Genomic DNA, 24,246 nt, shown 5'->3' on the forward strand with positions numbered 1-24,246 from the left:
TCAGCAGGGCGGCAGATCAGAAATCATATTGCAGCGACAGCCGCGCGGTGCGCGGCGCGCCGAGGTGCACATAGCCATCGCCCAGGTACTGGCCGGCATCCTTCCAGTAACGCTTGTCGAAGACGTTGTCGAGGTTGGCGCGCAGGGTGGCGGTGTGACCGCTGATGCGCAGCTTGTAGCGCAGGCCCGCATTGAACACATGCACCGCCGGCAGACTCACGCTGCCGTCGCGGGTAGCGGGCTTGCTGGCGCTGTAGAGCCAGCTGCCCATCAGGTTCACGCCTTCCACGCCCGGCAGGGCATAGTCGGCATGGACGCTGCTGCGCAGGCGCGGCACGTTGACCACTTGCTGGCCATCGTAGGCGGCGGTGCCGGTATCGCTGGCGCGCGCGCGGGTGGCCGTCACGCTGGCGCCGACGGCCAGGCGCGGGGTGAGCTTGCCGCTGGCACCGAGTTCGAGGCCGGTGTTGGTTTGCTGGCCTTGTTGGACATAGGTGAAGCCACTGCTGCTGTTGTCCGGTTGCTGGTACTCGTAGGCTTTCCGAATACGGAATACCGCAGCGGTCAGCGCCAGGTCCGGCGAGACGTCATATTTCACGCCGGCTTCCAGTTGACGTGCCACGGAGGGCGGCAAGGTGGTCGGGAAGTTGCTGACCCAGAAGGGCGCAGACGTGCCCAGCGTCAGCGTCTCGGCATAGCTGCCGTAGAGCGAGACGTTCTGCATCGGCTTGAAGATCAGCGCCAGTTGCGGCAGGAACAGGTTGCGCGAAGTCGCACGGGTGACGCTGCCGTCCGAAGCGAAGGCTTGCTCGTTGAGCCACACCTGTCGGCCCCCGGCAATGGCTTGCCAGCGCTCGGAGAATTGCAGGCGGTCGCTGAAGAACAGGGCTTTCTGGCGGCTGTCCAGATTGCGATACGCCGCGCCGGGGACATCGGTGGCCGGTGCCAGTGCAGGCGTTCCACTGTAAATGTTGCCACTGCCGACCAGCACGCTGATCCCATCCGATTTATCCACCACCCGGCGCGACATGGCCACGCCCATGGTCAGCTCATGCTTGAGCCAGCCGGTCGCGAACTTGCCGATCATGACCGCCTGCGCTTCATCGTTGCGGCGTTCGTCATTGGGCACGCGATAGTCATACACATCGAAGTCGCCATTGGCCGCAAAGGTCGAGGATGTCCCGCCACCGCTGCCATAAGGGAAGGCCAGGTAGTCATCGATGACCGCCCGGCTGCGGCCCGCCTGCACGTAACCATGCCAGTTGGCATTGAAATCGGTATCCACCCGCAGGCGATAGTTCAGCGAGCTGTCACGCACCGGCTGCGCCCACGATTGGGGCGTCAGCATGGTCCGGGGCGAGACGCCCGAGGGCAGTGTGGTGCCGCCCAGCAGCTGGTACCCGGCCACCGAGTGCTGGGCCTTCTGCTGGTATTCGGCATCGAACTGCACCAGCGTCTTCGACGACAGCGCCCAGGTCGCCGAGAGCGAAGCGAAGTCACGCCAGCCATCGCCATTGTTGACGTAGGAGTGGATGTCTTCATGTGCGGCATTGATGCGCAGGCCGAACTGTTTCTGTTCACCGAAGAGCGTGCCCAGGTCGGTGGCCAGATAGCGCGATCCATAGGAGTCGGTCCCCAGCGTGATCGAACGCACATCGGCCGGACGCTTGGTCACGTAGTTGACGATGCCGCCCGCGCTGCTCACACCGGCCTGCAGGCCGGCCACACCCTTGAGGAATTCGACGCGCTCCTTGTTTTCCAGCGCGATGGTCTGCTCGCCGGCCACGGTGAGGCCATCGATGCGATAGGCGCTGGCCGGGTCCAGCGTGATGCCGCGGATGCTGAAGTTTTCGTAGTAACCGACCGGTGCATAGTTCTCGTTGATGGACGCATCGTTCTTGACCACATCCGAGAGCAGGCGCGATTGCTGGTCCTGCATCTGCGCGGCAGTGACCACCGCCACCGAGGCCGGCGTATCGATCAGTGGCGCATCGTCGAAACCGGCCACGCCCGCCGAGCGCACGCGGCCGGCGTCGCGGCCGGTACCGCTGGCGGTGACGTTGACCGTGGGCAGGGACTCGCCCTTGTCGTCGGCGGCGTCAGCCGCACGGGCGATGGCCGGCAGGCCGAGCGAGGTGCCGGCCAGCGTCAGCATGAGCGTGGAGGCCAGGGGTGCAATGCGTTTCATCGTGGTTCTATCGTGGAAAGAAAGGAGCAGGAGCACGCAGTGCGCACTCCCTCATCAACAGTGCCATCAAGGGTGAATCCGGGTGGGCGAGACGGCAGGTCAGCGGTTGCGTGCCGCCGCGACCGCACGGCCAAGGTCGGCCACCGACATCGCATAGAAGTAGCTGCGATTGTACTGCGTGATGGCGTAGAAGTTGTTGGTGGCCACCCAGTACTCGGTCGGGCCGGTGCCGTTCTGCAGGTCGACCAGGCCATAGCGCAGGCCGGCCGGCAGGGCGGACGTGGAGATGCCGGCCGCTTGCAGTTCCTCGACGGTGTACTTGGCTTCCAGGCCCTGGTTGAGCATGGCTTCCCACTGGCGGTTGTCATTCGAGACCGTGACCGGGAAGGCCACCGGTTCGCCGCGCTGCCAGCCGTGCACGGCCAGGTAGTGGGCCACGCTGCCGATGGCGTCCACCGGCGAATTGCGCAGGTCGATCTTGCCATCTCCATCGAAATCCACCGCGTATTCGCGGATGCTGCCCGGCATGAACTGCGGCCAGCCAATGGCCCCGGCATAGGAACCGCGCAAGGACATCGGATCGATGCCGGCCTCGCGCGCCAGCAGCAGGGTGTTTTCCAGCTCGCCCCGGAAGAAGGCCATGCGCGCATCACGGTTGGGGGTGTTGGGGTAGTCGAAGGCCAGCGTGGTCAGCACATCCATCACGCGGAAGTTGCCGGTGTTGCGGCCGTAGACGGTTTCCACGCCGATGATGCCGACGATGATGTCCATGGGCACGCCGTATTGCGCCTCGGCGCGGGCCAGGGCGACGCCATAGGTGTTCCAGAAATCGACACCGGCATTGATGCGCACCGGTTCCACGAAGCGCGCGCGGTAGGCCGCCCAGTTCTTGGGCTTGGTGCTGGGGGCCGGCTTGATGAGCTGGATGGCGCTGTCCACGTAGCGGGTCCGGGCGAAGAGGGCGTTGAGATCGCTGCGCTGGAACTGGTTGCGTTCGGCCATCTCGTCCATGAAGCGGGCGACATCCTTCCACTCGTTGAAGTTGACGAACTCGCCCTGGTCATCAGCGGCCACTTTCTTCTTGGCCTGCGGCTTGGCTTTCTTCTCTGCTGCCTTCTTGTCTTTGTTGTCCACCGCCTTTTTCTGGGTTTTCTTTTCCACAGGCTTGCCGTCCTGCGCCTGCACGGTCATCGGCAAGGCACACAGTGTGGAGATCAGCAGGGTGGAGGCGAGGGCGGTCAGGCGAGGCAGGGAGATGGGCATGAGCAGGATGAGCAGCAGGGGAGGCCAGACAAGCGGGCAAGTATACCGCATCGGCCGCCGCGCCCTGCGCTGGTGCATGATGCCGACGCGGCTTTGACCACGATAGGCGACAGCCAATGTACACTAGTCCGAGGAGACAACCCGGCCAGCCTGGTGTTTGCCGGGTGGCAATATCATCGCAACAAGATCGCAACGAGATTGCAACAAGAGCAAGAATGACTACCGCCATCTATACGCACGCCGATTGCCAGCGCCATGAAATGGGTGACTGGCACCCTGAGACGCCCGCTCGTCTCGAGGCGATCGAAGACCAGCTGATCCTGAGTCGCATCGATCAGTTCCTCGACCGCCGCGAAGCCCCGCTGGCCGATCCGGCCGAACTGGAGCGCGTGCATACTGCCGCCGCCGTCGATTACGTGCGCGAGCACAGCCATGCCCTGAGCCTGTCGGGGCAGTCGTATCACTCCGTCGATGGCGACACCCTGCTCAACAAGCACAGCTGGAAAGCCGCCCTGCGCGCGGCCGGCGCGGCGGTGGCCGCAACCGATGCGGTGCTGGCCGGCGAACTGGACAATGCCTTCTGCGCGGTGCGTCCGCCGGGCCATCACGCCACGCCCGCCAAGGCCATGGGCTTCTGCCTGTTCAACAACGTGGCGGTGGCGGCGCGCCATGCCATCGACGTGCACGGGCTGGAACGGGTGGCGGTGATCGATTTCGACGTGCATCACGGCAATGGCACCGAAGACATCTTTGCCCATGATCCCCGGGTGCTGATGGTGAGTTTCTTCCAGCACCCCTTCTATCCCTTCTCGGGCGACGGGCCGACCGAATCGCACATCGTCAACGTGCCGGTGCCGGCCTATTCCGATGGCAGCGCGGTGCGCCAGCTGGTGACCGAGAAATGGCTGCCGGCGCTGCATGCGCACCAGCCGCAGATGATCTTCATCTCGGCCGGTTTCGATGCCCACCGCGAGGATGACATGGGCCAGATGGGCCTGGTGGAAGCCGATTACGCCTGGATGACGCGGCAGATCATGAAGATCGCCGACCAGTACGCCAAGGGCCGCATCGTCAGTTGCCTGGAGGGCGGCTACAACCTCTCTGCGCTGGGGCGCAGTGTGGTGGCTCACTTGAAGGTGCTGGCCGACCTGGAATGAAAGTTAGATTTTCCACAGGCGTTTTTAAGAAATGGCGCGATAAAAACTAAGGTTTTTGTCGCGCCTTGTTTTTATGCACAGGGGGCAGTCTGTCCGCCGCCCGCTGCATGCTTCATCAAACCTCTGCAGGCGCATTTGCCTCATGGGCCTCATGGGTCTTATGGGCCTCATAGGCCGCAATGATCGCATCGGCCACCGCCCGCACCCGTGCCGTGCGGTTCAGGTCGCTGTGCAGTACCAGCCACATGTCGTAAGGCACGGCCCGCTGCGGCCAGATGCGCACCAGGCCGCTGGCCTTGTCGCCCACATGCGTGGGCAGTTCGCCGATGCCGAAACCCGCCTGCAGGCTGTCGACCATGACCAGCCCGGTACTCACTTCCATGGCCACGTTGGCGTGGGCGATGGATTCGCCGCAGATCTGCTCGGACTTGCTTGGCGAGACGCTGCGCGGATAGATCACCACGTCATGTCCCTTCAGGCCGGTGCCGGGGTCGGGCAGGCCGCGCTTTTTCACATAGGCTTTCGAGGCATACATGCCGGTATGCAGCCGTTTCAGATGGCGCGCGATCAGGTCCGGCGCATCCGGGCGCACGGTACGCACGGCGATGTCGGCCTCGCGCTTGGTGAGGTTGGTGAGCTGGGTGGAGGTCGAGAGCACCACGCGGATTTTCGGATGCTCCTGGTGCAGCCGGTGCAAGGCCGGTAACAGAAAATGGCGCGCCGTGATGTCGGTGGCCGCCAGCCGTACCACGCCGCACAGGCGTTCATCCATGCCCTGCATCTGGCGTTGCAGCTGTTCCGCGCCTTGCTCCATCTGCGTAGCGGCAGCTGCCGCCATCTCGCCCGCCGGGGTCGGCACATAGCCACTGGGCGTGCGCAGGAACAGGCGCGCACCCAGCGAGCTTTCCAGTGCGGCCAGGCGGCGGCCTGCGGTGGCCTGGTCGATCTCCAGATGTTCGGCGGCCCCGCGCAAGGTGCCTACGCGATAGATGGCCAGGAAGATGCGGGCGTTGTCCCAATCCATGATGTGCCTTTGCTGCAAGAGGGGATTCAGTGAAGACGTGATGCAAATTTGCATCAGCGCGCTGATTTTATACCTCTTTATTGCATCACTGCCCGAGCCTAGAATCTGCCCCATTCAACCCGCCCCGGTCTTCTCCGGTCGCGGGATTGCGGTTCTCCCTCGCACCCTGCGTGCAGAAAGTCCTGTTGCCATGTCTTCCATACAATGCCCTCGTGCGCCAGCCTCGGTGCTGGCACCTCCCCTTGCCGATGTCGCCCCGCATGCCGGCATGCTGCCGCTGGTGGCCTTGGCCATCGGTTTCGTCATGGCCATGCTGGATGTGACGGTGGTCAACGTCGGGCTGTCCAATATCTCCAGCAGCCTGGATGCGCCCTTGTCGATGCTGGTGTGGATCGTCGATGGCTATACGCTGACCTTCGCCGCCATGCTGCTGGTGGGCGGCGCGCTGGCCGACCGCTTCGGTGCGCGGCGCCTTTATCTGACCGGGCTGTTCCTGTTCGTAGTGGCCTCGCTGCTGTGCGGGGCTGCACCCAACGGGCCCTTCCTGATCGCGGCACGCCTGCTGCAGGGTTTGGGCGCGGCCTTCTTCATGCCCAGTTCGCTGAGCCTGCTCACGCACGTGTATGAGGATGACCGCGTGCGTGCCCGCATGCTGGGCGTCTGGTCGGCCACCGTCGGCCTGGCCGCTGCTGCCGGACCGCTGCTGGGCGGGGTGCTGATCCACTGGCTGGGCTGGCGCAGCGTGTTCCTCATCAACGTGCCGGTGGGCCTGCTGGGTTTGCTGATGGCGCGCAAGCTCATTCCCCAGGTTGCCGGACACGCCCGTGCGCTGCATCTGTTCAGCCACCTGGCCGGGGTGGTGATGCTGGCCGGGATTTCCTTCGTGCTGATCCAGGGGCCGGTGTATGGCTGGGCTTCTCCGCGCATCCTGGCGGCGCTGGCAGTGGCGGTGCTGGCCGCCGTGGCGCTGGTGCGCCATGAACTGCGCGGCATTGCGCCGCTGCTGCCCAAGGCGCTGTTTGCCACGCCGCAGTTTGCGGCGGCCAATGGCATTGGCTTTCTCATCAACTTCGGCGTCTATGGCAACCTGTTCTACCTGGCGCTGTTCCTGCAGCAGGGACGCGGCGCGGATGCCCTGCAGACCGGGCTGCAACTGGTACCGATGATGGCCGTGGTCTTCTTCGGCAACCTGATGTCAGGCCGCATGGCCGCGCACTGGGGGCCGCGCGTGCCGCTGCTGCTGGGCCTGTCGGTGGGGACCGTCTTTACCGCCGTGGCCATGAGTTTCCGTCCCGAGACGCCGTACTGGCTGCTGGCCCTGGTATGCGCGGCGGCCAACCTGGGCATCAGTACCGCCATTCCTTCCATGACCACGGTGGTCATGCAGGTGGCCGGCAAGGCCCACGCCAACAGTGCGGCGGCCGCGCTCAATGCCAATCGCCAGATCGGTGCTCTGGTCGGCGTGGCCCTGATGGGCGCGATCCTGCACAGCGTGGCGGGCTGGAGCCTGCGCAATTCACTGGCGTTCGGCGTGATGGCGCTGGCTTATGGCGTCGCCCTGTGGCTGGTGTGGCGCTTCGTGGGTGTTGTCAAGGAGTAATGGGTGACGCGCCGCGCGTGAGCGCGGGTGTTGTTCCCCGTCCAACGGCCTGCCCCGACTTGCGCGCGGCAGGCCGTTTTCTTGGGTATTTGTTAGGGATTGGCGGGGCAGGGTCGTAAAATAGCGCCTTCAACGAAATACGCATCAGAAAGAAGCTCCGCATGTCCATCCAATGGTTCCCCGGTCACATGAACTCCGCCCGCCGCAAGGCCGCGGAGAGCATGGAAAAAGTCGATATGGTCATCGAAGTGGTCGATGCCCGCCTGCCGCAGGCCAGCTGCAATCCCATGATCGAGCAGCTGCGCAATGCGCGCCAGCGTCCTTGCCTGAAGATCCTCAACAAGACAGACATGGCCGATCCGGTGGCCACCCAAGCCTGGATCGACTACTACAACAGCCAGAAGGGCGTCACCGCAGTGGCCCTGTCCTGCAAGAAACCCTCCGATGTGGCGCGCGTGCCCAAGCTGGCGATTCAGGTGGCACCGCATCGCGGTACTGCCCTGAAGCCGCTGCGCATGATGATCATGGGCATCCCCAACGTCGGCAAGTCGACCCTGATGAATGCGCTGCTGAAAAAGCGCGTGGCCGCTGTCGGCGATGAACCGGCCGTGACCAAGACCCAGCAGCGTCTCTATCTGGGCAACAACATGGTGCTCACCGATACCCCCGGCATGCTCTGGCCAAAGATCGAACATCCCAGCGATGGCCTGATGCTGGCGGCCAGCCATGCGGTGGGCAGCAATGCGCTGATCGAAGAGGAAGTGGCGACCTTCCTGGCCGACCTGCTGCTGCAGCGCTATCCGCAGTTGCTCAAGGCGCGTTATGGCTTCAATACCGAAGGCATGGATGGCGTGGCGGTGGTAGAGGGCGTGGCGGCCAAGCGTGGCTTCCGCCTCAAGGGCGGCGAGTACGATTTCGAGAAGGCCGCGCACACCTTCCTGCAGGATTACCGCAGCGGCGCCCTGGGCCGCATCTCGCTGGAAACGCCGCAGTCGCGTGCCGAGCTGCTGGTGACCTATCAGTCCACCGACAATCCCGATGCCCTGCAGGCCGAGGATGAAGAGGAAGACGACGAGGACTACGACTGGCGAGACGCTCCGGATCACCGCGGGCGTTGAATCTAAGTTTTTCTTTCCGGAAAACTTAGAAACCGGACTTCAAAAACTAAGTTTTTGAGGGATCACCGGTTGGCGGAAAATTCCCGCCCAATGAAAAAGGCCAGCTCGATGAGCTGGCCTTTTCCTTGATGCAGGCAAGTCAGGCGTTGCGGATTACCAGGAAGTGATCACGGAACCCTTGTACTTTTCCAGCACGAACTTCTTCACTTCCGGGCTGTGGTAAGCCTTGACCAGCTTGGCGACCCAAGGCTTGTCCTTGTCGGCGATACGCACGGCGATCACGTTGGCGTAGGGACCGGTGGAGGCTTCCACGGCAATCGCATCCTTGGTCGGCGACAGGCCGGCCGATTCAGCGTAGTTGCCGTTGATGACGGCAGCATCGAAGTCATCCAGCGAACGCGGCAGCTGGGCGGCATCCAGTTCGATGATCTTGATCTTCTTGGGGTTTTCCACGATGTCCAACGGGGTTGCCTTCAGGCCGGCATCGGCTTTCAGCTTGATCACGCCCTTGGCTTGCAGCACCAGCAGGGCGCGGCCGCCGTTGGTCGGATCGTTGGGCACGCCCACGCGTGCACCTTGTTTCAGGTCGTTGAGCGACTTGATCTTCTTGGAGTACACGCCCATCGGGAAGGTGATGGTGCTGCCCACGCTCACGAACTTGTAGCCACGGTCCTTGATCTGCGCATCCAGGTAGGGCTGGTGCTGGTAGGAGTTGGCGTCCAGGTCGCCGGCGGCCAGCGCGGCGTTGGGCTGGATGTAGTCGGTGAATTCGATGACCTTCATCTGCACGCCGTCTTTTTCCAGCAGCTTCTTGACCTGTTCCATGATCTCGGCGTGCGGACCGGCGGTCACGCCCATCTTGATCTGGTCTTCGGCCATGGCGGGAGCACAGGCCAGGCCGGCGGCCAGGCCCAGGCCTGCGATGAATTGAATCAACTGACGACGCTTCATGACTTTCCTTTCGAGCTTTGAGGTGGGCAGCGGATAGCTGCCGTTTTTTTGTAGTGAATGCGCTCAGCGGTGGCTGAGCTTGCGGACCAGCAGGTCTCCCAGGGATTGCACCAGCTGGACGAACACGATCAGGATCAGCACCACGGCCAGCATCACTTCCGGCAGGAAGCGCTGGTAGCCGTAGCGGATGCCCAGGTCGCCCAGGCCGCCGCCACCGATGGCACCGGCCATGGCCGAATAACCGACCAGGCTGACGAAGGTGATCGTGAGACCGGCGACGATACCAGCAAATGCTTCAGGCACCAAGACCTTGTAAATGATTTGCCAGGTGGTCGCACCCATGGCTTGCGCCGCTTCCACCAGGCCGTGATCGACTTCGCGCAGGGCGGTCTCGACCAGGCGCGCAATGAAGGGCGCGGCGGCGATGGTCAGGGGCACGATGGCAGCGGCCGTGCCGATGGAGGTGCCCACGAAGAAGCGCGTCATCGGGATCACCGCCACCAGCAGGATGATGAAGGGCGTCGAGCGCACCGCATTGACCAGCAGGCCGGCGATGCGGTTGAAGGCGACGTTGGGCAGCACGCCCTTGGATTCGGTGATGTGCAGGGCGATGCCGAGCGGAATGCCGAGCAGTGAGCCGACCACGCCCGAGATCACCACCATCATCAGCGTCTCGCCGAAGGAGCTGACGAACAGATCGATCAGTTCAGATGACATGGTTGAGCTCCTCGACGACCACGCCCTGATCGCGCAGGTATTGCATGGCCTGGTTGATGTTGTCCTGGGTACCGTTGGCGAGGATCGCCAGCGAACCGAATGCCTGGCCCTGGATCTCGTCGATCTGGCCGTGCAGGATGTTGAAATTCAGGTTGAAGCGGCGCACCGCTTCCGACAGGTGCGGCTGGTCCACATCGTTGCCGGTGAAGGCGAAGCGGAACAGGTGGTCGGTGCCCTGGCCGGCGTCGGCACGCGCCAGGCGCTCGCGCAGGCGCGCCAGCACGCCCTTGGGCAGCTCGTGGGCGATGACGTCGCCGATCAGCGCGCGGGTGACTTCATGGCGCGGCTGGCGGAACACCTCCAGCACTTCGCCCTGTTCGATCACCTGGCCGGCTTCCATCACGGCCACGCGGTCGCAGATCTGCTTGATGACTTCCATCTGGTGCGTGATCAGCACGATGGTCAGGCCCAGCTCCTTGTTGATCTTGCGCAGCAGTTCGAGGATGGAGCGGGTGGTTTCCGGGTCCAGCGCCGAGGTGGCTTCGTCCGAGAGCAGGACCTTGGGATCGTTGGCCAGGGCGCGGGCGATGCCCACGCGCTGCTTCTGGCCGCCGGAAATCTGTGCCGGATAGCGGTCGCGCAGGGCGGTCAGGCCCACCAGCTCCAGCAAGGGTTCGACCTTGGCGGCGATCTCCGGCTTGCTCTTGCCGGCCAGTTCCAGCGGCAGCGCGATGTTGTCGTAGACGCTGCGCGAGGAGAGCAGGTTGAAGTGCTGGAAGATCATGCCGATGCCACGGCGCGCTTCGCGCAGTTGGGAGGACGACAGCGAGGTCAGGTCCTGGCCATCGAGGACGATACGTCCGGAAGTGGGACGATTCAGCAGGTTCAGGGTGCGCACCAGGGTGCTCTTGCCCGCGCCGCTGCGGCCGATGATGCCGAAGATCTCGCCCTTGCGGATCGACAAATCGACATTGCGCACCGCTTCGACATTGCCGAACCGCTGGGTGACAGCTTGTATTTCGATCATGATGGAAAAGAAGAATGGCAGCGGGCCCCCGGGTGCCGACGCCAGCGCGGCATCGTGGGACGCTGCGGGCGGGTCAGGACCTCAGGTCTCCACTGCCATCAATATTTTTATAAGAAGGCGCTATTTTAAGGCGGCAAGGTTATATAGGGAAAATAAATTTTCGCCTATGCATATAACCGGCGCGTCTTAGCATGCGGCGGGAACCCGCGTGCAGAGCGGCTTTGCGGGGCGATTTGCACAGTGGGCCCGGTCCCGGGAGACGACCTTGACTCGATGTTGAGCGAGAAAGGTGTCGAATAAGTTTTGTCGTTCACCTCATTTTTTCACTGAATGCCGTCCGTGACGGTGCCAGGGCTTATCTTCCTGAATTTTTTGTCCGGCGTGCTGCAGCGCGCCGGATCCAGCCCCGGAATCCTCCCCATGTATGCCTTTCCTGTCACTGACCTGGCCGAGCGCCTCGACGCGCTGCTGGAGCTGGCCGATATCGATGAAGTCATCCTCACCCGAGCGGGTGCCGACAACCTGGTGCTGGTGCGCGAACCGGTCTGGCGCGGAGTGCAGGAAGCCCTGCACCTGCTGGGCAACGATCTCAATGCCGAACGCCTGCTGTGCAGCCTGTTGCAGCTGCGCGCCGAACTGCTGCCGCTGAAGGAGCAGCCTTGACCCCGCTCTGGATGACCCCGCTGGCGCGCGAGGACCTGGCCTGGTGGCGTCGCCATGACCGCCGGGTTGCACGTCAATTACTTCATTTGATGCGACGACTAAGTGAAGGAGCTTGCATTCCATCGGCCCGCCGGGTGGCCTTGCCCCTGCGCTTGCCTGGACTTTACGCGGTGCGCGTGCAGGGTGAACACCGGCTCGTCATCGAGTTGGTGGCGGGCAGGCTGGTGATTCATCAGTGTCGGTTTCATTACTGATGGACAACAAAATACACTGACCTCTATGCGCGACATTGGTTGCTATAAAACGACAGAAAAGTCTTATAAAGCATAGCAATTCAAGGAATGATTCATTTGAGAAATAAAAGTCGGTTTAGATTTGCCGTGACTTCTTGATGTTTCTTTCGGAAGCCTGGGTGGTGCCCTCGTCGCAAGGTGATGTCCACCCTCCAATCAACAGCAATCAAACCACTACGGAGTACTCTATGAAAAAGTCCATCCTGGCCCTGGCCGTGCTGGCTGCCTTCGGCAGCGCGGCGCACGCGCAGAGCAGCGTGACCATCTACGGTGCGGTCGACGCCAGCCTGTCCTACACCAACAAGATCTCCACCGGCGGCAAGGATACGGGCGGCCAGATGGCGCTCGATTCCGGCCTGATGAAGGGTTCGCGCCTGGGCGTCAAGGGCGTGGAAGACCTGGGCGGCGGTATCAAGGCGCTGTTCACCATCGAGAACGGTTTCAGTGTCGATACCGGCGAGGCGGGCCAGGGCAAGCTGCTGTGGGGCCGTCAGGCGACCGTGGGGCTGTCGGGCAACTTTGGTACGGTGCTGGTCGGCCGTCAGAACGACATCCTGGGCGAGATCGGCGCCATCAGCTCGGCTGGTGACTTTGGCGGCGTGGTCAGCCGTGTCCACTCGCAGAACCTGGACCGCACCAACGGCGAGCGCGTCAACAATTCCATTCGCTACAACACCCCGAACTTCGGCGGCTTCAGTGGTAGCGTTATCTATGGCTTCGGTGAGCAAGCCGGCAATACCGGTGCCGGCCAGTCCTTCGGCCTGGGCGGTACTTACGCCAATGGTCCGCTGACCCTGGGCCTGGGCTATTTCCAAAGCAAGATGGGGGCTGGCTCCAGTGACGTCAACGGCGCCTCCGCCTGCAATGGGGCAGAGGCGGGCAAGGACAAGGCGGGCGATACCTGCCTGAAGACCTGGACGCTGGCAGCGGCCTATCAGTTTGGTCCGGCCAAGGTTTATGGTTCCTACTCCCGCCTGAGCCTGCCGCTGGCCAAGGTGCCGTCGCAGATCGCCTTCAATCCCAAGCATGACTACAGCTTCCGTTCGCTGGCGCATCCCAAGGCCCCTGGTGCCAAGCCTTACTATGACATGCCTGACGATGGCGATTTCCTCATCGGCGGTGCCAACCATGAATCCAGCAGCACTCTGGATGTCGGCGTGAATTACAAGATCTCGACGAACCTGGCGCTGATCAGCAGCCTGCAGTACACCCGCGCCAAGTTCGCTCGCAGCGCCGATGGCCGTCTCCTGCAGCTGAACCTGGGTGCCAAGTATGACCTGTCCAAGCGTACTTCCACCTATGCGGTCATCCGCAATCTGCGTTCGTCCGACATGTACAGCGTCGGTCTGGGCAAGGATCGCGAACCTGGCCTGGATCGCAGCCAGACCGGCATCAACGCCGGCCTGATCCACACCTTCTAAGTTCTGGCACTGCATCGGGCTCGTGGGAGCCCGATGTTTTGGCCCGCATCTGCAAGGATGCGGGTCTTTTTTTATGCAGAAACCTTTGTGAGGTCGATGCTCGGTCAACTCAATTGCGCGAACTCGGCGAGGAGGCCTTGCATTCCGGATCCGCTCCGATCGCCGCCCAACAAAAAACCCGCATCATCGCTGATGCGGGTTTTTTACTTGCAGCACAGGCCATGCGACGCATGGCCCGCAGCCGGAAGGCCAATTACATCATGCCGTCCATGCCGCCCATGCCGCCCATACCACCCATGCCGCCAGGCATGCCGGCCGGCTTGTCCTCGGTCACTTCGGCCACCAGGGCGTCGGTGGTCAGGATCAGGCTGGCCACGGAGGCAGCGTTTTGCAGAGCCGAACGGGTCACCTTGGCCGGATCCAGCACGCCCAGTTCCACCAGGTCACCGTAGGTGCCGTTGGAGGCGTTGTAGCCGAAGTTGCCCGAACCTTCCAGCACCTTGTTCACCACCACCGACGGCTCGTCGCCGGCGTTGAAGACGATCTGGCGCAGCGGCTCTTCGATGGCGCGCAGCACGATCTTGATACCGGCTTCCTGATCCGGATTGTCACCCTTCAGGTCCTTGACGTTGGCGCGAGCGCGCAGCAGGGCAACGCCACCGCCAGGCACGACGCCTTCTTCAACAGCAGCGCGGGTAGCGTGCAGGGCGTCTTCGACGCGGGCCTTCTTTTCCTTCATTTCGACTTCGGTGGCAGCGCCAACCTTGATCAGTGCAACACCGCCGGCCAGCTTGGCCACGCGCTCTTGCAGCTTTTCACGGTCGTAGTCGGAGGTCGCTTCGCCGATCTGGGTGCGGATCATTGCCACGCGAGCTTCGATGCCAGCGGCTTCGCCGTTGCCGTCGATGATGGTGGTGTTTTCCTTGCCGATTTCAACGCGTTTGGCTTGGCCCAGTTCAGCCAAGGTAGCCTTTTCCAGGGTCAGGCCGACTTCTTCGGCGATCACTTGGCCGCCGGTCAGGATGGCGATGTCTTCCAGCATGGCCTTGCGGCGGTCGCCGAAACCAGGAGCCTTGACGGCAGCGGTCTTCAGGATGCCACGGATGTTGTTGACCACCAGGGTAGCCAGGGCTTCGCCTTCGACGTCTTCAGCCACGATCAGCAGCGGACGGCCAGCCTTGGCGACTTGTTCCAGCACCGGCAGCAGGTCACGGATGTTGGAGATCTTCTTGTCGAACAGCAGGATGAAGGGATTGTCCAGAGCGACGATCTGCTTCTCTTGGTTGTTGATGAAGTACGGCGACAGGTAGCCACGGTCGAATTGCATACCTTCGACGATGTCCAGTTCGTTTTCCAGCGACTTGCCGTCTTCCACGGTGATGACGCCTTCCTTGCCGACCTTTTCCATGGCCTTGGCGATGATGTCGCCGATGTCCGCGTCGGAATTGGCCGAGATCGAGCCGACTTGAGCGATTTCCTTGGAGGTGGTGGTGGGCTTGGCCAGGTTCTTCACTTCACCGACGATGGCGGTGACAGCCTTGTCGATACCGCGCTTCAGGTCGGTCGGGTTGAAGCCGGCGGCGACGTACTTGAAGCCTTCGCGCACGATGGCTTGAGCCAGCACGGTTGCGGTGGTGGTACCGTCACCGGCGTTGTCGGAGGTCTTGGAAGCGACTTCCTTGACCAGCTGGGCACCCATGTTTTCCAGCTTGTCCTTCAGTTCGATTTCCTTGGCGACGGAAACGCCGTCCTTGGTCACGGTCGGGGCGCCGAAGCTGCGCTCCAGCACGACGTTGCGTCCCTTGGGGCCCAGGGTGACCTTGACTGCGTTGGCCAGGATGTTGACGCCGTTGACGACCTTGGCGCGTGCTTCATCGCCGAAAATAACTTGCTTTGCTGCCATGTTGGATTCTCCAGAAATTCGGTTCAGTTCATGTCGCCGGGCTCGGGCCTGAAGATTCAGGGAGCACCGGCTGCTGTCTTGTTGCCGATGGCCTTCACGTTTTCTCTATCTATATAGAAGGAAAAGGAAGGCCGGATGCCGAATTACTTCTCGACGACGGCGAACAGGTCTTCTTCGCGCATGACCAGCAGTTCCTGGCCATCGATCTTCACGGCCTGGCCGGAGTACTTGCCGAACAGAACGCGGTCGCCGACCTTCACGGCCAGTTGGCGGACCTTGCCATCTTCCAGGATCTTGCCGTTGCCGACGGCCAGGACTTCGCCTTGGTCCGGCTTTTCGGTCGCTGCGTCAGGCAGAACGATACCGGAAGCAGTCTTGGTTTCCTGGTCGAGGCGCTTGACGATAACGCGATCGTGCAAAGGGCGAAGATTCATGAGAACTCCTTAATTTTCAATAAGTTAGCATTGATTGCGGCGATGCCTGCAACGGTTTTCTTCCAAATGCAGCAGACGTCACCGCATGAAAAAGGGGATTGCGCCCGGCGGCGCTGTTAGCACTCTGCCGTGACGAGTGCTAAGTATAGGGATGGGTTGGGGAATTTTCAAGGCGTCAATTGCCGTGTTTGCGCGCCTGGTCTGCTGTCGGAAATCATCTAAGTCAGGATTTTTGTCACTTAACTCTGGATTTTCCGTTGGAAGCACGAATTTCCATAAAGAAACGTTTTACCTCAATGCTGTGTGGCATTGATAATTTTTCTCCGTTTCGGGGTTCTACCCACGTTGCATCTCGTACCGCCTTGTTTAAAGCCCTACCAAGAGTCTTGGCTTCTTTCTCAGTTAAGCCGGCAAACAAATGGACTTTCTTGGATTTTTCTTCCATCCCTACTTTTTGCAGATAGGCCGGCAAATCCTCCAGTGATCTCTTCACGCCATCTGCTTCCGTTTGGAAATGGCCGTGCAAAATGGCTGAGATAATTGCATTTTGGAAATGAACCTGTTTCCAGCTGGGCTGAGCATCAAAAGAGGAATTTGCTCGTGAGACCTGGCGAAGGTCATATCTGCAAAAAAAACAAATGGCCAGATTTTGCACAGGAGGTGGATGAAAGCTGCCTCCGAGGATTGGACGATGCGTGGCTAGTGGCATTGAGCATGATGTGCATCTGTCTTCAAGTGGTTCTCCGTGTATCCGACACAGAGTGATATCTCGAAATCGCCAATCAAGCCGAAGATACGGTGTATGGTCACCTCGCCAGCAATGTGGGCAAAATCTGTAGTCGATATCGTCACACTTCCGGCGTAGTAAGAGGTCTTTCAAATAAGGTTGCTCGACAAAGCGGCAACAACTTCTTCGGATCACCTCAAGAACGCTATGTGAAATACGGCACCGCTCACCAAAAATATCGAGCTGCTTTGCGGTCATGCAGAAGTCCATGTCCGGATCCTTTGTCGTCTCGAATATTTTGTGAAACTGGAGAAAGCTGATGTCGTGTCGCTGAGCTATTCGCTGCGTCAAAGAAGCAAGTGTTTCAGTCGGAAAAGGTGGATCAACACCTGGAAAAAATAGATGCATAAATTAGAAGAGGTGGAGCTGCCGATGCCCTGCTCTACTCAACTTGTACTTTCCTGCCGACTGGCGGAGAGCCTGCAAAGATAGCCATTCCGCGAATCGAATATCAGCAGTTGAGTCGGCTTCTTGTACAAAGACTTTCAGTGCTGGCATGTGGACTGAATCGATTGTTGTACTTACCTGATCGCTAGCGGCCGCACGACAAAACTCTCTTAGCCGGGCATATCCGCGCTCAATACATCGAGTAGCATCTTCAGTCCTGAAGATCTGCTGGCTACGGCCAGTCCCTATATGACTGTCAATATGCTCTTTGAAACCGAAGATCCAAACCAATTTGGAGATAGCATCAAGGCTGAGATTCGAGAGCGCTGACTCCAGCGGATCCTGGGGGAGAAAAGTCGCACTATCTGAGCTCAGTTTGCTTTGAACGAGTGATGCTACGCGAACACTGGCTTTCAAAGGGAGGAGAGATTCTGGCTCAACACCTGTCCACGCGGCGCCACAATTGCAACTCAATAGTGAAGGACGCATCCATTGAATATAGCGGCGGCACCGTGGGCACCGATCAATTAGTGTGCAGTTGTGGTTGGGGCAGGCACACACAAACTGAAAGTCCCAGGTTTGACGGCAGTAGCCGCTCTCATCGAGACACTTGGCGCATATCTGTGGCCGAAGCGGACGTATCAGATATGGTTTCCTGATAATGATCGTATCCAAGGTATGGAACGGCATCCCATCTTGATGCCGGCGTCTCCACATTGCACGTTCTATTTTCTCCACAGAGCTTCCGAATGTGTACGCAATGTCTCGACAATCTTCGAACTTGAATCGATTTAGTTTGTCTCTTCCCAGTCGCTGATAAAGCCAATGGATACCCTGGACGGCGTTTGCATTCGCCATGCGGAGTACAAAGCCCATCAGAGCCTCATCAGGTTCTGGTGAGCTTTGTCTCGGCATTGGGAGGAAATCACGCAGGCCCAAAGATATTCTCCGCATCAGTGCTGTTTCCGAAAACGGAGTGGAACCCTTCTTTCAGGCAATCCTGATCGAGGGAGGTCTTTTTGGACTTAAGTCCTGATGCTGCACTGGCAATCAATATCTGCTTTAACGTTCGTGGAACGCCGTTGGTCATCTTATGAAGTTGTTTCGTGAAGGTCGTTACCGGCATGAAGTCAAAGGAGCTGACCTCTTGAGCAATTCTCAGAAGAAGACCGGACCATGATGCGTCATGCTTAAATTCAGACATCGTGAAGGTGGCTGGAGCTCTCGACGCTAGTTGATCGTTGCTGTCGCCCAAAGGAATGAACTCCCTGGTTCCCATCATCACAATCACGATTCCAGCACTATCTCTGAGCACTTTGATCCAGTCAGTGATGGCCGCTGCTGAAAGAGTTCGTCTTCCGCGAGAGATATGCTGTGATTCATCGATGAAGACCGCAACAACCTTGCGCTCCTTTAAAGTTGTTGCGAGTAATGCGCTTTGATCTGCGATCGTCGAAGTGCGAACGACTGTTTGATATCCAAGTTGCTTCATCAAACCTGACACCAACTGACCAACGGACGTGTTCGCTCCCGCGGAAACAGTAAGGCACATAGAGCCGGTAGGTACTCGAGAGTCAGTTGCAAGACCTTGTTGCACAAGTTTGATGAGCGAAGATTTTCCACATCCGGACGGCGCAATAACTACGCCGCCAAAGCTGACGTCGGAAAGACTATTGAGGTAAATAAGCTCGAGGATGCCGTCATATGCTTCCTGAAATTGCTGGTGCATGACGAGCGTCGCGTTCACTTGACGAGCGATGTGGGCTAAGCTTTTGGGGTTCATGTGGGATCTTTCAATCAAGTAGGATGCTCGAAAATAATGGAATATCTTCTGGACGGATTGGCAAGCCCTCCTTGGCTTCTACGAGTTGCTCGGGCGCTCGAGATGCGGTGGCTTTCAAATCGCCTGCGGATAGAAGTGTCTGAGAGGACGTCAATGATCCGAACTGCTGCGCCGCTTTGATGTTCTTCTTCCCTAAATTTCCTTTTAAGAATCCCTCGTACATATCAATCATTTCCAGTTTTCCTTGTCCCAGTACCAGAATCGTGTCTTTTTTTCTTAATTCGCTTTTCTTGGCCAAGCGAATTGCGCGGTGTTGAATTACCGATAGGCCTTCGGTGTACTCAGGGTAGATGCTAGGAACTCGAAGCCATTTTCCGTTTCGAGGATCTTGTACAAATACGTAGTTCAGGTCTTCTGGTTGGTACTTGACCAGTGTCTTGAAGGTCAGGCCAATTTGCCTCCGAAGCTGTTGCAACTCAATGCTGTTGTATTTCAGGTAGGCACTTTCAATCCCAGAATTTCCGACGGTAAGATTTTTCGTCAGCGCGCTAATAAGCCCTAGCTCTTGCTCGGATGCCGAAAATTCCGGAGGGGGGAGGCGCTCAAATCCTTCTTTAAAGGTTTGGAATGGTTGCGCTAACGTATATTCATTGACGTCCATCGGCATGACATCTACGAACAATTTGAGTAGTCCTTGGCACAACTGACTAAAGGTAATAGCAGCAGTCTTTTTCGGATCAGGTGGCAGATAATTGTTCTCAGGTTTATGAACGCGCCCTTGCGCCGGCAGGTTTTGCGAAACAACGCCAAGTGCGCGTTCGACCTTCGGCTTGAGCCAGGGCTGGCGAACGGCGCAATATTGAATGTCGGTATTCAAATGCCAGGCCGCCATCTTGAACTGTGGAGAGTGGAACTCCAGGCCGTTGTCGACGACTGCCAGTTCAAAAATTCCGCAGCCCATCCATGGATTTTTCAGAAATGAAACGCCTTCCGTGTATATCTGCTTTGGACTGATTGCGATTTTTAGAGCATTTAAGGTCGGGCCGAGACCGGTTCCCCAAAAGCTTATGTAGAAGCCGATCACATACCCCGAGTAGGAGTCCACTACGATGGTGATGGTTGGACGTCCCATAGGGAGCCCGGACCGATCACAAATCACCACGAGATCAAGCTGCGTGTGATCTACCTCCACGCGCTCAAGAACACGTGATGCCCTAGGCCCTCCCATTGAGTAACGCCACTTGTTGCGGGCATAGGCAACTCCGTGCCGGGCAGCGTCGCGGTGGTACTTATCCACTTCATTGGCAATGCGTCGGACAGTGGAAGTACTGACCTCAGAGTGTGTGTTCGAGAGAGCTTTTAGTTGTCGATTCACCAGCAACACAGCGCGGCTGAGTGGATATCGAGCTCTAGTGAAGTATTCGGCACGCAGGACCTTCCGAACCAACTCTAAGGTGGTTGTCGAAATTTTTCGGTCACGCTTACGTAGGTGGTTTTTCGAGAGCATTGCATGAGGGTTCATGCTAGACAGATCCAGTTTCCGCCAGTTTTCACACACCCAAGATGTTGAAGGAGCTGTTTCATTCCTTTCTGCCGCTACTTTTGAGATTACATCGGCAATTAATCTCTTTTGACCTCTGCTGATTCCTTGCTTTTTTGCTGCATTGATGTACGCGTACTTACGCTCGATCTCTTTGCGAAACTTATCCGGGAGACTATCTGTGCTTGTAATGAGCTTCGGTCCGTCGTCTTTGTTGGCATCTTTCGAATCGACAGGTGTGCCGTTCACAACCACAAGTTTCCCTGCCAATACCTCACGATAGACATGGGCTAACGACCATGTATGAATTCGGCCGGTTAGTAGTTCTTCAAATTGCACCTCGGTGTCACTCAGCATTCTCCTGAATTCCAGCAATTGCGTGTCCCGGCGAAGTGTTAAACCAATTGAGAAAGTGTAGATAGTCATGATGTTCGTTCTTAGGAAGATGGACGGCGGTGGCTTGGCTGATCGGCTCGGAAAGATCGATTGAGAGTTCCCTGCGGCCTATGAAATGGAGAATGTCGGTCTCTGAAACATCTGCTCTTTGCACCAGCTCTTCGATCCGAAGACCGTCGGATGACTCGCCTAGAGCCACTAGGCAGCGCTGCTTGCATTTCTCGCTTGCTGAGCCGCGGGCAAAGCGCAGTAGAAAGCTGGCATTCTCGAACTTGATGCCGCTGTCAATTTCTTTGTCAGTCACCACTAAAAAATGCACATTCCTTTCGGCTAGGATTCGCTTCGCTTCGGCCAACTTGTGGTGGTGGCTTTTGAGGAATCTACTAGGTTTAATTTCGATAACGACTTTGGCTCCGTCCTTTAGGCAGATGAAAAAGTCTGGGACGTAGGTGTGCATCTTTCCGTCCTCAAGATATTCGAGGCGAAACGGCTGATGATTGATGCTCTGGACCATCGGGATCACCAGGGCCTGGAGTAGAAAGCGGCGTTCAAGCTGCGATTCGTATTCGATCGCGTGCCCCTGAATCCAGGAGCATGCAAGGATGCCGACGGATCGGTGTGTAGATCGATGCGCGACATTTCTAACCGGCTTGATTGGGCCGTCTGAGGACAATACGTCCGAGAGGTTTTCGTTCTTTTTTGACAAAATTGCTCCTCTTCCCTCCAGCGCTGGGCTGGAGTGAATGTGGTTTTGTAAAAAGGAGACGGACGTAGGCGTGCGAATGCAACAGCAGCACTGACGTGGCTATTGACATGCGACGAGGGGGAAGGGATACTTTAGGCAGGAACGTAATCCTAGAAGTACCCCAAAAAGCCCGCGAGCTCGAACTCGTGGGCTTTTTCCTTTCTACATCCTCGTAAGTTCATTGGTGGGATGTAATCAGCTCATTGTTGCTGTCCTTTCTGCTAGTAGTTGAAGTAGTGAAACTAGGCTATTTGGCATTGGCGCGTTGATCAGCAAGCCAATTTGCAACATCTTTGACAAGAGCAAACTTGCCTCTCCGATTGGGAATTGCAAAAACAGGTATTGGGATTGTCCTACGAGCGAAAGCTTGCCGAAATGCCTCTGGCGATGCATACCCTAGTGTTATGCGCAAATCGTCGCCCGATACTAATGGGCCGTAACGCTGGGTGAGTTCATCTTCGAGAGCTGTCCTCAATTCATCTGTATGCACCGCGTACCTTTCTGCTCCGTCACTACATGTCACGGTCGTACTGTACCCAATGTGTTTTCAAGAAACCAGCGGTAAAATTTTGTCCGTTTTTTGGATGGTATTTCCTGGAGAGATGCGTCTAAGTGATTGATATATTTCAAAAACTAAAATCTTTCACAGACTTTCACGCATCTGAAAGTACGCCAAATCTGGCACCTCCAGGACCTCGAAGAGACACCGTCGATGTGATCCGCACCGTATACTGGTGCCATGGCGTTCGAACGGCTATCAAGGCGGAAAGTGCTTATAGAGTTGAGCAGCACGTTGAAGGTCGCGTGACTAGCCGTGACGGGAGTAGGAATTTCACCAACAATTGGCAAAAGTATGCGCGAGGAAGTAATACTCCGCGGATGAGCAAAGTTATCGAGGTTGAATCTCTAGTTCCTGGTTCATCTTTTGAGATCACATTTGTGCTCTGGGACGTACTCAAAGAAACCGAGGCTGATTTCCAGCTGATCAATAGTTGGCTACTGAGACTCGATGCCGAAACGGAAAAAATTCTTTTTAAGAAGTCTTCGGTGAGCGAAGCGTTCAAAAGTAATCGCAAAATCGTCTCTACCTCGCTCTTGAGCAAATTGGTTTCGCGCGCCGACTTAAACTCGCTTGCCGCCTTGACCATATTGCTTGTTGAAGCTTCACTCCAAGGAAATCGGAGACTGACTTTTAAAATGGCCCATTGCGTATATCAGGTTCTGCTGATTCTCGGCGAGCACTTTCGATCTCGAAGGATTTTAGATGAGCTACTCGACATCTACGACAGTAGAGTATTTTGTAAGGTTAGTTGGGATGGCTACAGCTTTATTTCCGATAGACGTCACTTTATCTATGGGGCATGGATATTGACGTTGACGGCGGAGTTTGAAGATGGCGCTGGCGTGACATGCCCTCTTACTTGGGACAGACGTCTATTTAAGTTAAGGAGTGCGTTTGGTGATTATGACGTAGCGAAATTAATGGAGCGTTTTCTTCATCCAATCGTTGAACGTACTGACAAAACGCATAGATATTATTCTGACGAGAAAAGCTTCTTTAACGTGAGACAACATAAGAGAGATTCCGCGTGGGCTTATCTTAAGAGATGCATGGATGCTGGCCAGGCCTGAAAAGTTGGTCCGACTTGAAATTTAAAATGCTATTGATAAGGAGAGTCCGGCCATGCTTAGGACTCGTGACCTGCGTCGGTAATTTGTAGCCAGTCAGGCAGTGAGTCGGTTGTCGATCATATTCGATTCCAGCCAGGCTCGACGGACCGTAGCTGGAGGTTGGTACTGATGTGCGCTATGCGGCCTGCGCTCGTTGTAGAACTGACGCCATCTTTCAATCAGCACTTTTGCCTCTGCCCGGCTGCGGAACCACTCTCGGTTAAGCAGTTCGTCACGCAGTTTGCCATTGAAGCTTTCCACTAATCCGTTCTGCCATGGACTGCCGCACGCAATGAAGGCGGGGCCAAAGGAGGCATCGCGCAGCCAGCGCATGACCTTGGCCGCTGTGAACTCGGCGCCATTGTCCGACCTTACGTAGGCCGGCTTTCCATGTAACTGCATCAATCGCGAGAGCGTCAGGATGACATCCTGGGAGCGCAAACTGGCAGCAACTTCGATGGCCAGGCATTCCCGGGTGTATTCATCGATCACGCACAGCATCTTCAATGAGCGTCCATCCACCATCTGGTCATGAACAAAGTCGTAGCTCCAGACCGAATTGGGCTTGGTTGCTCCAGGTAGCCGAATGTCGTTGCCGCATCGACGCCTGCGAGGCCGCTTTCGCGGAATGCCCAGTTTGAGCGCGCTCCAGAGCCGTCGCACTCGGGACTCGCCCAACGCCAGCCAGGCAGACATACGCCGATAGCCGAATCGAGGGACCTCCTGCGATGCCGCGATGAGCTGCTGCTTCAGGCTCCGATCCTTTTCAGGTTGTAGTAACTGATAACCCGCTACCCGCCGGCTCAGTTCCAGATAACGACATGCCTTGCGTTGCGACAGCCCCCGACGAGTAAGGACTTCCAGCGCTTCGCGCCGACCCGCGGAGGTCATCATTTTTTTCGGTTTAACTCCTTCAAGCCATCAATCACCAGCAGCTGCTCCGCCACCATGCGTTTGAGCTTGTCGTTCTCGGATTCAAGCTCTCTGAGCCGCCGGGCATCCGAGACATCCATACCGCCAAACTTGTTTCTCCAGCGGTAAAAGGTCTGCTCTGTAATGTTATGACGCTTGCACAGATCTACCGTCGCAATCTCCTTGCTCTCTGCTTCTCGCAAGATGCTGATGATCTGTTCGTCCGTAAATCGCTTCTTCATTGAGTTCTCCTTGGCGTTAGCATA

General features: G+C 58.1%; 21 protein-coding genes and 1 pseudogene. 7 read left to right on the plus strand and 15 right to left on the minus strand.

Annotation, left to right across the window (positions count from 1 at the left end; genetic code table 11):
• Positions 1-16: 16 nt before the first annotated feature.
• Together ACWFUC_RS09605 and mltB are read right to left on the minus strand one after the other, a co-directional pair.
• On the minus strand, positions 17-2,188 hold the full coding sequence (locus tag ACWFUC_RS09605) for a TonB-dependent siderophore receptor (protein WP_489624783.1): 2,172 nt from the start codon (positions 2,186-2,188) through the stop codon (positions 17-19).
• A gap of 99 nt (positions 2,189-2,287) precedes the next feature.
• Positions 2,288-3,451 (minus strand): lytic murein transglycosylase B, encoded by a 1,164-nt coding sequence (gene mltB, locus ACWFUC_RS09610; RefSeq protein ID WP_199725116.1) that lies wholly within the window; start codon positions 3,449-3,451, stop codon positions 2,288-2,290.
• Positions 3,452-3,666: 215 nt separating this feature from the next.
• Between mltB and ACWFUC_RS09615 the strand changes: the two genes are divergently transcribed.
• Entirely contained in the window at positions 3,667-4,608 is a 942-nt protein-coding gene (locus tag ACWFUC_RS09615) for a histone deacetylase family protein (protein WP_034333926.1), read from the plus strand.
• Positions 4,609-4,723: 115 nt separating this feature from the next.
• Here the strand turns inward: ACWFUC_RS09615 and ACWFUC_RS09620 are convergent, their stop codons facing one another.
• Entirely contained in the window at positions 4,724-5,632 is a 909-nt protein-coding gene (locus tag ACWFUC_RS09620; protein ID WP_134137258.1) for a LysR family transcriptional regulator, read from the minus strand.
• Between the two features lie 190 nt (positions 5,633-5,822).
• Between ACWFUC_RS09620 and ACWFUC_RS09625 the strand changes: the two genes are divergently transcribed.
• Complete coding sequence (locus ACWFUC_RS09625; protein WP_489624784.1) at positions 5,823-7,232, plus strand: MFS transporter; 1,410 nt, start codon at positions 5,823-5,825, stop codon at positions 7,230-7,232.
• A 161-nt stretch (positions 7,233-7,393) separates the two neighbouring features.
• Entirely contained in the window at positions 7,394-8,350 is a 957-nt protein-coding gene (gene ylqF / locus ACWFUC_RS09630; RefSeq protein ID WP_489637567.1) for a ribosome biogenesis GTPase YlqF, read from the plus strand.
• Between the two features lie 153 nt (positions 8,351-8,503).
• Here the strand turns inward: ylqF and ACWFUC_RS09635 are convergent, their stop codons facing one another.
• The 3 genes from ACWFUC_RS09635 to ACWFUC_RS09645 all read right to left on the minus strand — a co-directional run bounded on the left by ACWFUC_RS09635 (position 8,504) and on the right by ACWFUC_RS09645 (position 11,045).
• A complete protein-coding gene (locus ACWFUC_RS09635; protein ID WP_034333919.1) occupies positions 8,504-9,301 on the minus strand; it encodes a MetQ/NlpA family ABC transporter substrate-binding protein in 798 nt (265 codons plus the stop codon).
• A 63-nt stretch (positions 9,302-9,364) separates the two neighbouring features.
• Positions 9,365-10,018 carry a methionine ABC transporter permease gene (locus ACWFUC_RS09640; RefSeq protein ID WP_034333917.1) on the minus strand — a complete coding sequence of 218 codons (654 nt, stop codon included), beginning with the start codon at positions 10,016-10,018 and terminating at the stop codon, positions 9,365-9,367.
• The gene (locus ACWFUC_RS09645) at positions 10,008-11,045 is read right to left on the minus strand and encodes a methionine ABC transporter ATP-binding protein (protein ID WP_489624785.1); all 1,038 of its coding nucleotides are present in this window, start codon (positions 11,043-11,045) and stop codon (positions 10,008-10,010) included. Before ACWFUC_RS09645 ends, ACWFUC_RS09640 begins: the two co-directional genes overlap by 11 nt.
• A 420-nt stretch (positions 11,046-11,465) precedes the next feature.
• On the opposite strand from ACWFUC_RS09645, the gene ACWFUC_RS09650 reads away from it, so the two are divergent.
• The 3 genes from ACWFUC_RS09650 to ACWFUC_RS09660 all read left to right on the plus strand — a co-directional run bounded on the left by ACWFUC_RS09650 (position 11,466) and on the right by ACWFUC_RS09660 (position 13,422).
• Entirely contained in the window at positions 11,466-11,708 is a 243-nt protein-coding gene (locus tag ACWFUC_RS09650) for a type II toxin-antitoxin system Phd/YefM family antitoxin (RefSeq protein ID WP_034333913.1), read from the plus strand.
• The gene (locus ACWFUC_RS09655; RefSeq protein ID WP_121044516.1) at positions 11,705-11,962 is read left to right on the plus strand and encodes a type II toxin-antitoxin system YoeB family toxin; all 258 of its coding nucleotides are present in this window, start codon (positions 11,705-11,707) and stop codon (positions 11,960-11,962) included. Before ACWFUC_RS09650 ends, ACWFUC_RS09655 begins: the two co-directional genes overlap by 4 nt.
• 227 nt (positions 11,963-12,189) lie before the next feature.
• Entirely contained in the window at positions 12,190-13,422 is a 1,233-nt protein-coding gene (locus tag ACWFUC_RS09660; RefSeq protein ID WP_489624786.1) for a porin, read from the plus strand.
• A 253-nt stretch (positions 13,423-13,675) separates the two neighbouring features.
• Here the strand turns inward: ACWFUC_RS09660 and groL are convergent, their stop codons facing one another.
• The 8 genes and pseudogenes from groL to ACWFUC_RS09700 form a co-directional block, all read right to left on the minus strand.
• Complete coding sequence (gene groL, locus ACWFUC_RS09665) at positions 13,676-15,325, minus strand: chaperonin GroEL (protein WP_134221484.1); 1,650 nt, start codon at positions 15,323-15,325, stop codon at positions 13,676-13,678.
• Between the two features lie 143 nt (positions 15,326-15,468).
• Complete coding sequence (gene groES, locus ACWFUC_RS09670) at positions 15,469-15,759, minus strand: co-chaperone GroES (RefSeq protein WP_008115200.1); 291 nt, start codon at positions 15,757-15,759, stop codon at positions 15,469-15,471.
• A 235-nt stretch (positions 15,760-15,994) separates the two neighbouring features.
• The gene (locus ACWFUC_RS09675) at positions 15,995-16,468 is read right to left on the minus strand and encodes a hypothetical protein (RefSeq protein ID WP_489637635.1); all 474 of its coding nucleotides are present in this window, start codon (positions 16,466-16,468) and stop codon (positions 15,995-15,997) included.
• A 36-nt stretch (positions 16,469-16,504) separates the two neighbouring features.
• Positions 16,505-16,894, minus strand: a pseudogene (locus ACWFUC_RS09680) (TniQ family protein); the annotation flags it as partial.
• Between the two features lie 3 nt (positions 16,895-16,897).
• Entirely contained in the window at positions 16,898-17,887 is a 990-nt protein-coding gene (locus ACWFUC_RS09685) for a TniQ family protein (protein WP_489637568.1), read from the minus strand.
• Entirely contained in the window at positions 17,859-18,716 is an 858-nt protein-coding gene (locus ACWFUC_RS09690; RefSeq protein WP_489637569.1) for a TniB family NTP-binding protein, read from the minus strand. The genes ACWFUC_RS09685 and ACWFUC_RS09690 overlap by 29 nt, the downstream gene beginning before the upstream one ends.
• A 10-nt stretch (positions 18,717-18,726) precedes the next feature.
• Complete coding sequence (locus ACWFUC_RS09695; RefSeq protein WP_489637570.1) at positions 18,727-20,682, minus strand: hypothetical protein; 1,956 nt, start codon at positions 20,680-20,682, stop codon at positions 18,727-18,729.
• Positions 20,603-21,358, minus strand: coding sequence for a TnsA endonuclease N-terminal domain-containing protein (locus tag ACWFUC_RS09700; RefSeq protein ID WP_489637571.1), 756 nt, complete (start codon positions 21,356-21,358; stop codon positions 20,603-20,605). Before ACWFUC_RS09700 ends, ACWFUC_RS09695 begins: the two co-directional genes overlap by 80 nt.
• 651 nt (positions 21,359-22,009) lie before the next feature.
• Here ACWFUC_RS09700 and ACWFUC_RS09705 point away from each other — a divergent pair.
• Positions 22,010-23,029 carry a hypothetical protein gene (locus ACWFUC_RS09705; protein ID WP_489637572.1) on the plus strand — a complete coding sequence of 340 codons (1,020 nt, stop codon included), beginning with the start codon at positions 22,010-22,012 and terminating at the stop codon, positions 23,027-23,029.
• A 93-nt stretch (positions 23,030-23,122) separates the two neighbouring features.
• Here the strand turns inward: ACWFUC_RS09705 and ACWFUC_RS09710 are convergent.
• Positions 23,123-24,222, minus strand: a protein-coding gene (locus tag ACWFUC_RS09710; protein WP_489637573.1) for an IS3 family transposase whose coding sequence is annotated in 2 segments (ribosomal slippage) — positions 23,123-23,970 and positions 23,970-24,222 — 1,101 coding nt in all. Because the reading frame shifts where the segments join, the coding sequence is not laid out codon by codon here.
• Positions 24,223-24,246: the final 24 nt, after the last annotated feature.

The sequence above is a fragment of the Herbaspirillum sp. Her4 genome, from assembly GCF_057961335.1.

What these genes read in the sequence shown, in the direction of transcription:
- ACWFUC_RS09675 (WP_489637635.1), bottom strand. Translation starts at nt 16,468, where the DNA reads ATGCCACTAGCCACGCATCGTCCAATCCTCGGAGGCAGCTTTCATCCA.
- ACWFUC_RS09645 (WP_489624785.1), bottom strand. Translation starts at nt 11,045, where the DNA reads ATGATCGAAATACAAGCTGTCACCCAGCGGTTCGGCAATGTCGAAGCG.
- ACWFUC_RS09620 (WP_134137258.1), bottom strand. Translation starts at nt 5,632, where the DNA reads ATGGATTGGGACAACGCCCGCATCTTCCTGGCCATCTATCGCGTAGGC.
- ACWFUC_RS09690 (WP_489637569.1), bottom strand. Translation starts at nt 18,716, where the DNA reads ATGAACCCCAAAAGCTTAGCCCACATCGCTCGTCAAGTGAACGCGACG.
- ACWFUC_RS09650 (WP_034333913.1), top strand. Translation starts at nt 11,466, where the DNA reads ATGTATGCCTTTCCTGTCACTGACCTGGCCGAGCGCCTCGACGCGCTG.
- ACWFUC_RS09685 (WP_489637568.1), bottom strand. Translation starts at nt 17,887, where the DNA reads ATGCGGAGAATATCTTTGGGCCTGCGTGATTTCCTCCCAATGCCGAGA.
- groL (WP_134221484.1), bottom strand. Translation starts at nt 15,325, where the DNA reads ATGGCAGCAAAGCAAGTTATTTTCGGCGATGAAGCACGCGCCAAGGTC.
- ACWFUC_RS09695 (WP_489637570.1), bottom strand. Translation starts at nt 20,682, where the DNA reads ATGACTATCTACACTTTCTCAATTGGTTTAACACTTCGCCGGGACACG.
- groES (WP_008115200.1), bottom strand. Translation starts at nt 15,759, where the DNA reads ATGAATCTTCGCCCTTTGCACGATCGCGTTATCGTCAAGCGCCTCGAC.
- ACWFUC_RS09635 (WP_034333919.1), bottom strand. Translation starts at nt 9,301, where the DNA reads ATGAAGCGTCGTCAGTTGATTCAATTCATCGCAGGCCTGGGCCTGGCC.
- ACWFUC_RS09625 (WP_489624784.1), top strand. Translation starts at nt 5,823, where the DNA reads ATGTCTTCCATACAATGCCCTCGTGCGCCAGCCTCGGTGCTGGCACCT.
- ACWFUC_RS09640 (WP_034333917.1), bottom strand. Translation starts at nt 10,018, where the DNA reads ATGTCATCTGAACTGATCGATCTGTTCGTCAGCTCCTTCGGCGAGACG.
- mltB (WP_199725116.1), bottom strand. Translation starts at nt 3,451, where the DNA reads ATGCCCATCTCCCTGCCTCGCCTGACCGCCCTCGCCTCCACCCTGCTG.
- ylqF (WP_489637567.1), top strand. Translation starts at nt 7,394, where the DNA reads ATGTCCATCCAATGGTTCCCCGGTCACATGAACTCCGCCCGCCGCAAG.
- ACWFUC_RS09660 (WP_489624786.1), top strand. Translation starts at nt 12,190, where the DNA reads ATGAAAAAGTCCATCCTGGCCCTGGCCGTGCTGGCTGCCTTCGGCAGC.
- ACWFUC_RS09615 (WP_034333926.1), top strand. Translation starts at nt 3,667, where the DNA reads ATGACTACCGCCATCTATACGCACGCCGATTGCCAGCGCCATGAAATG.
- ACWFUC_RS09605 (WP_489624783.1), bottom strand. Translation starts at nt 2,188, where the DNA reads ATGAAACGCATTGCACCCCTGGCCTCCACGCTCATGCTGACGCTGGCC.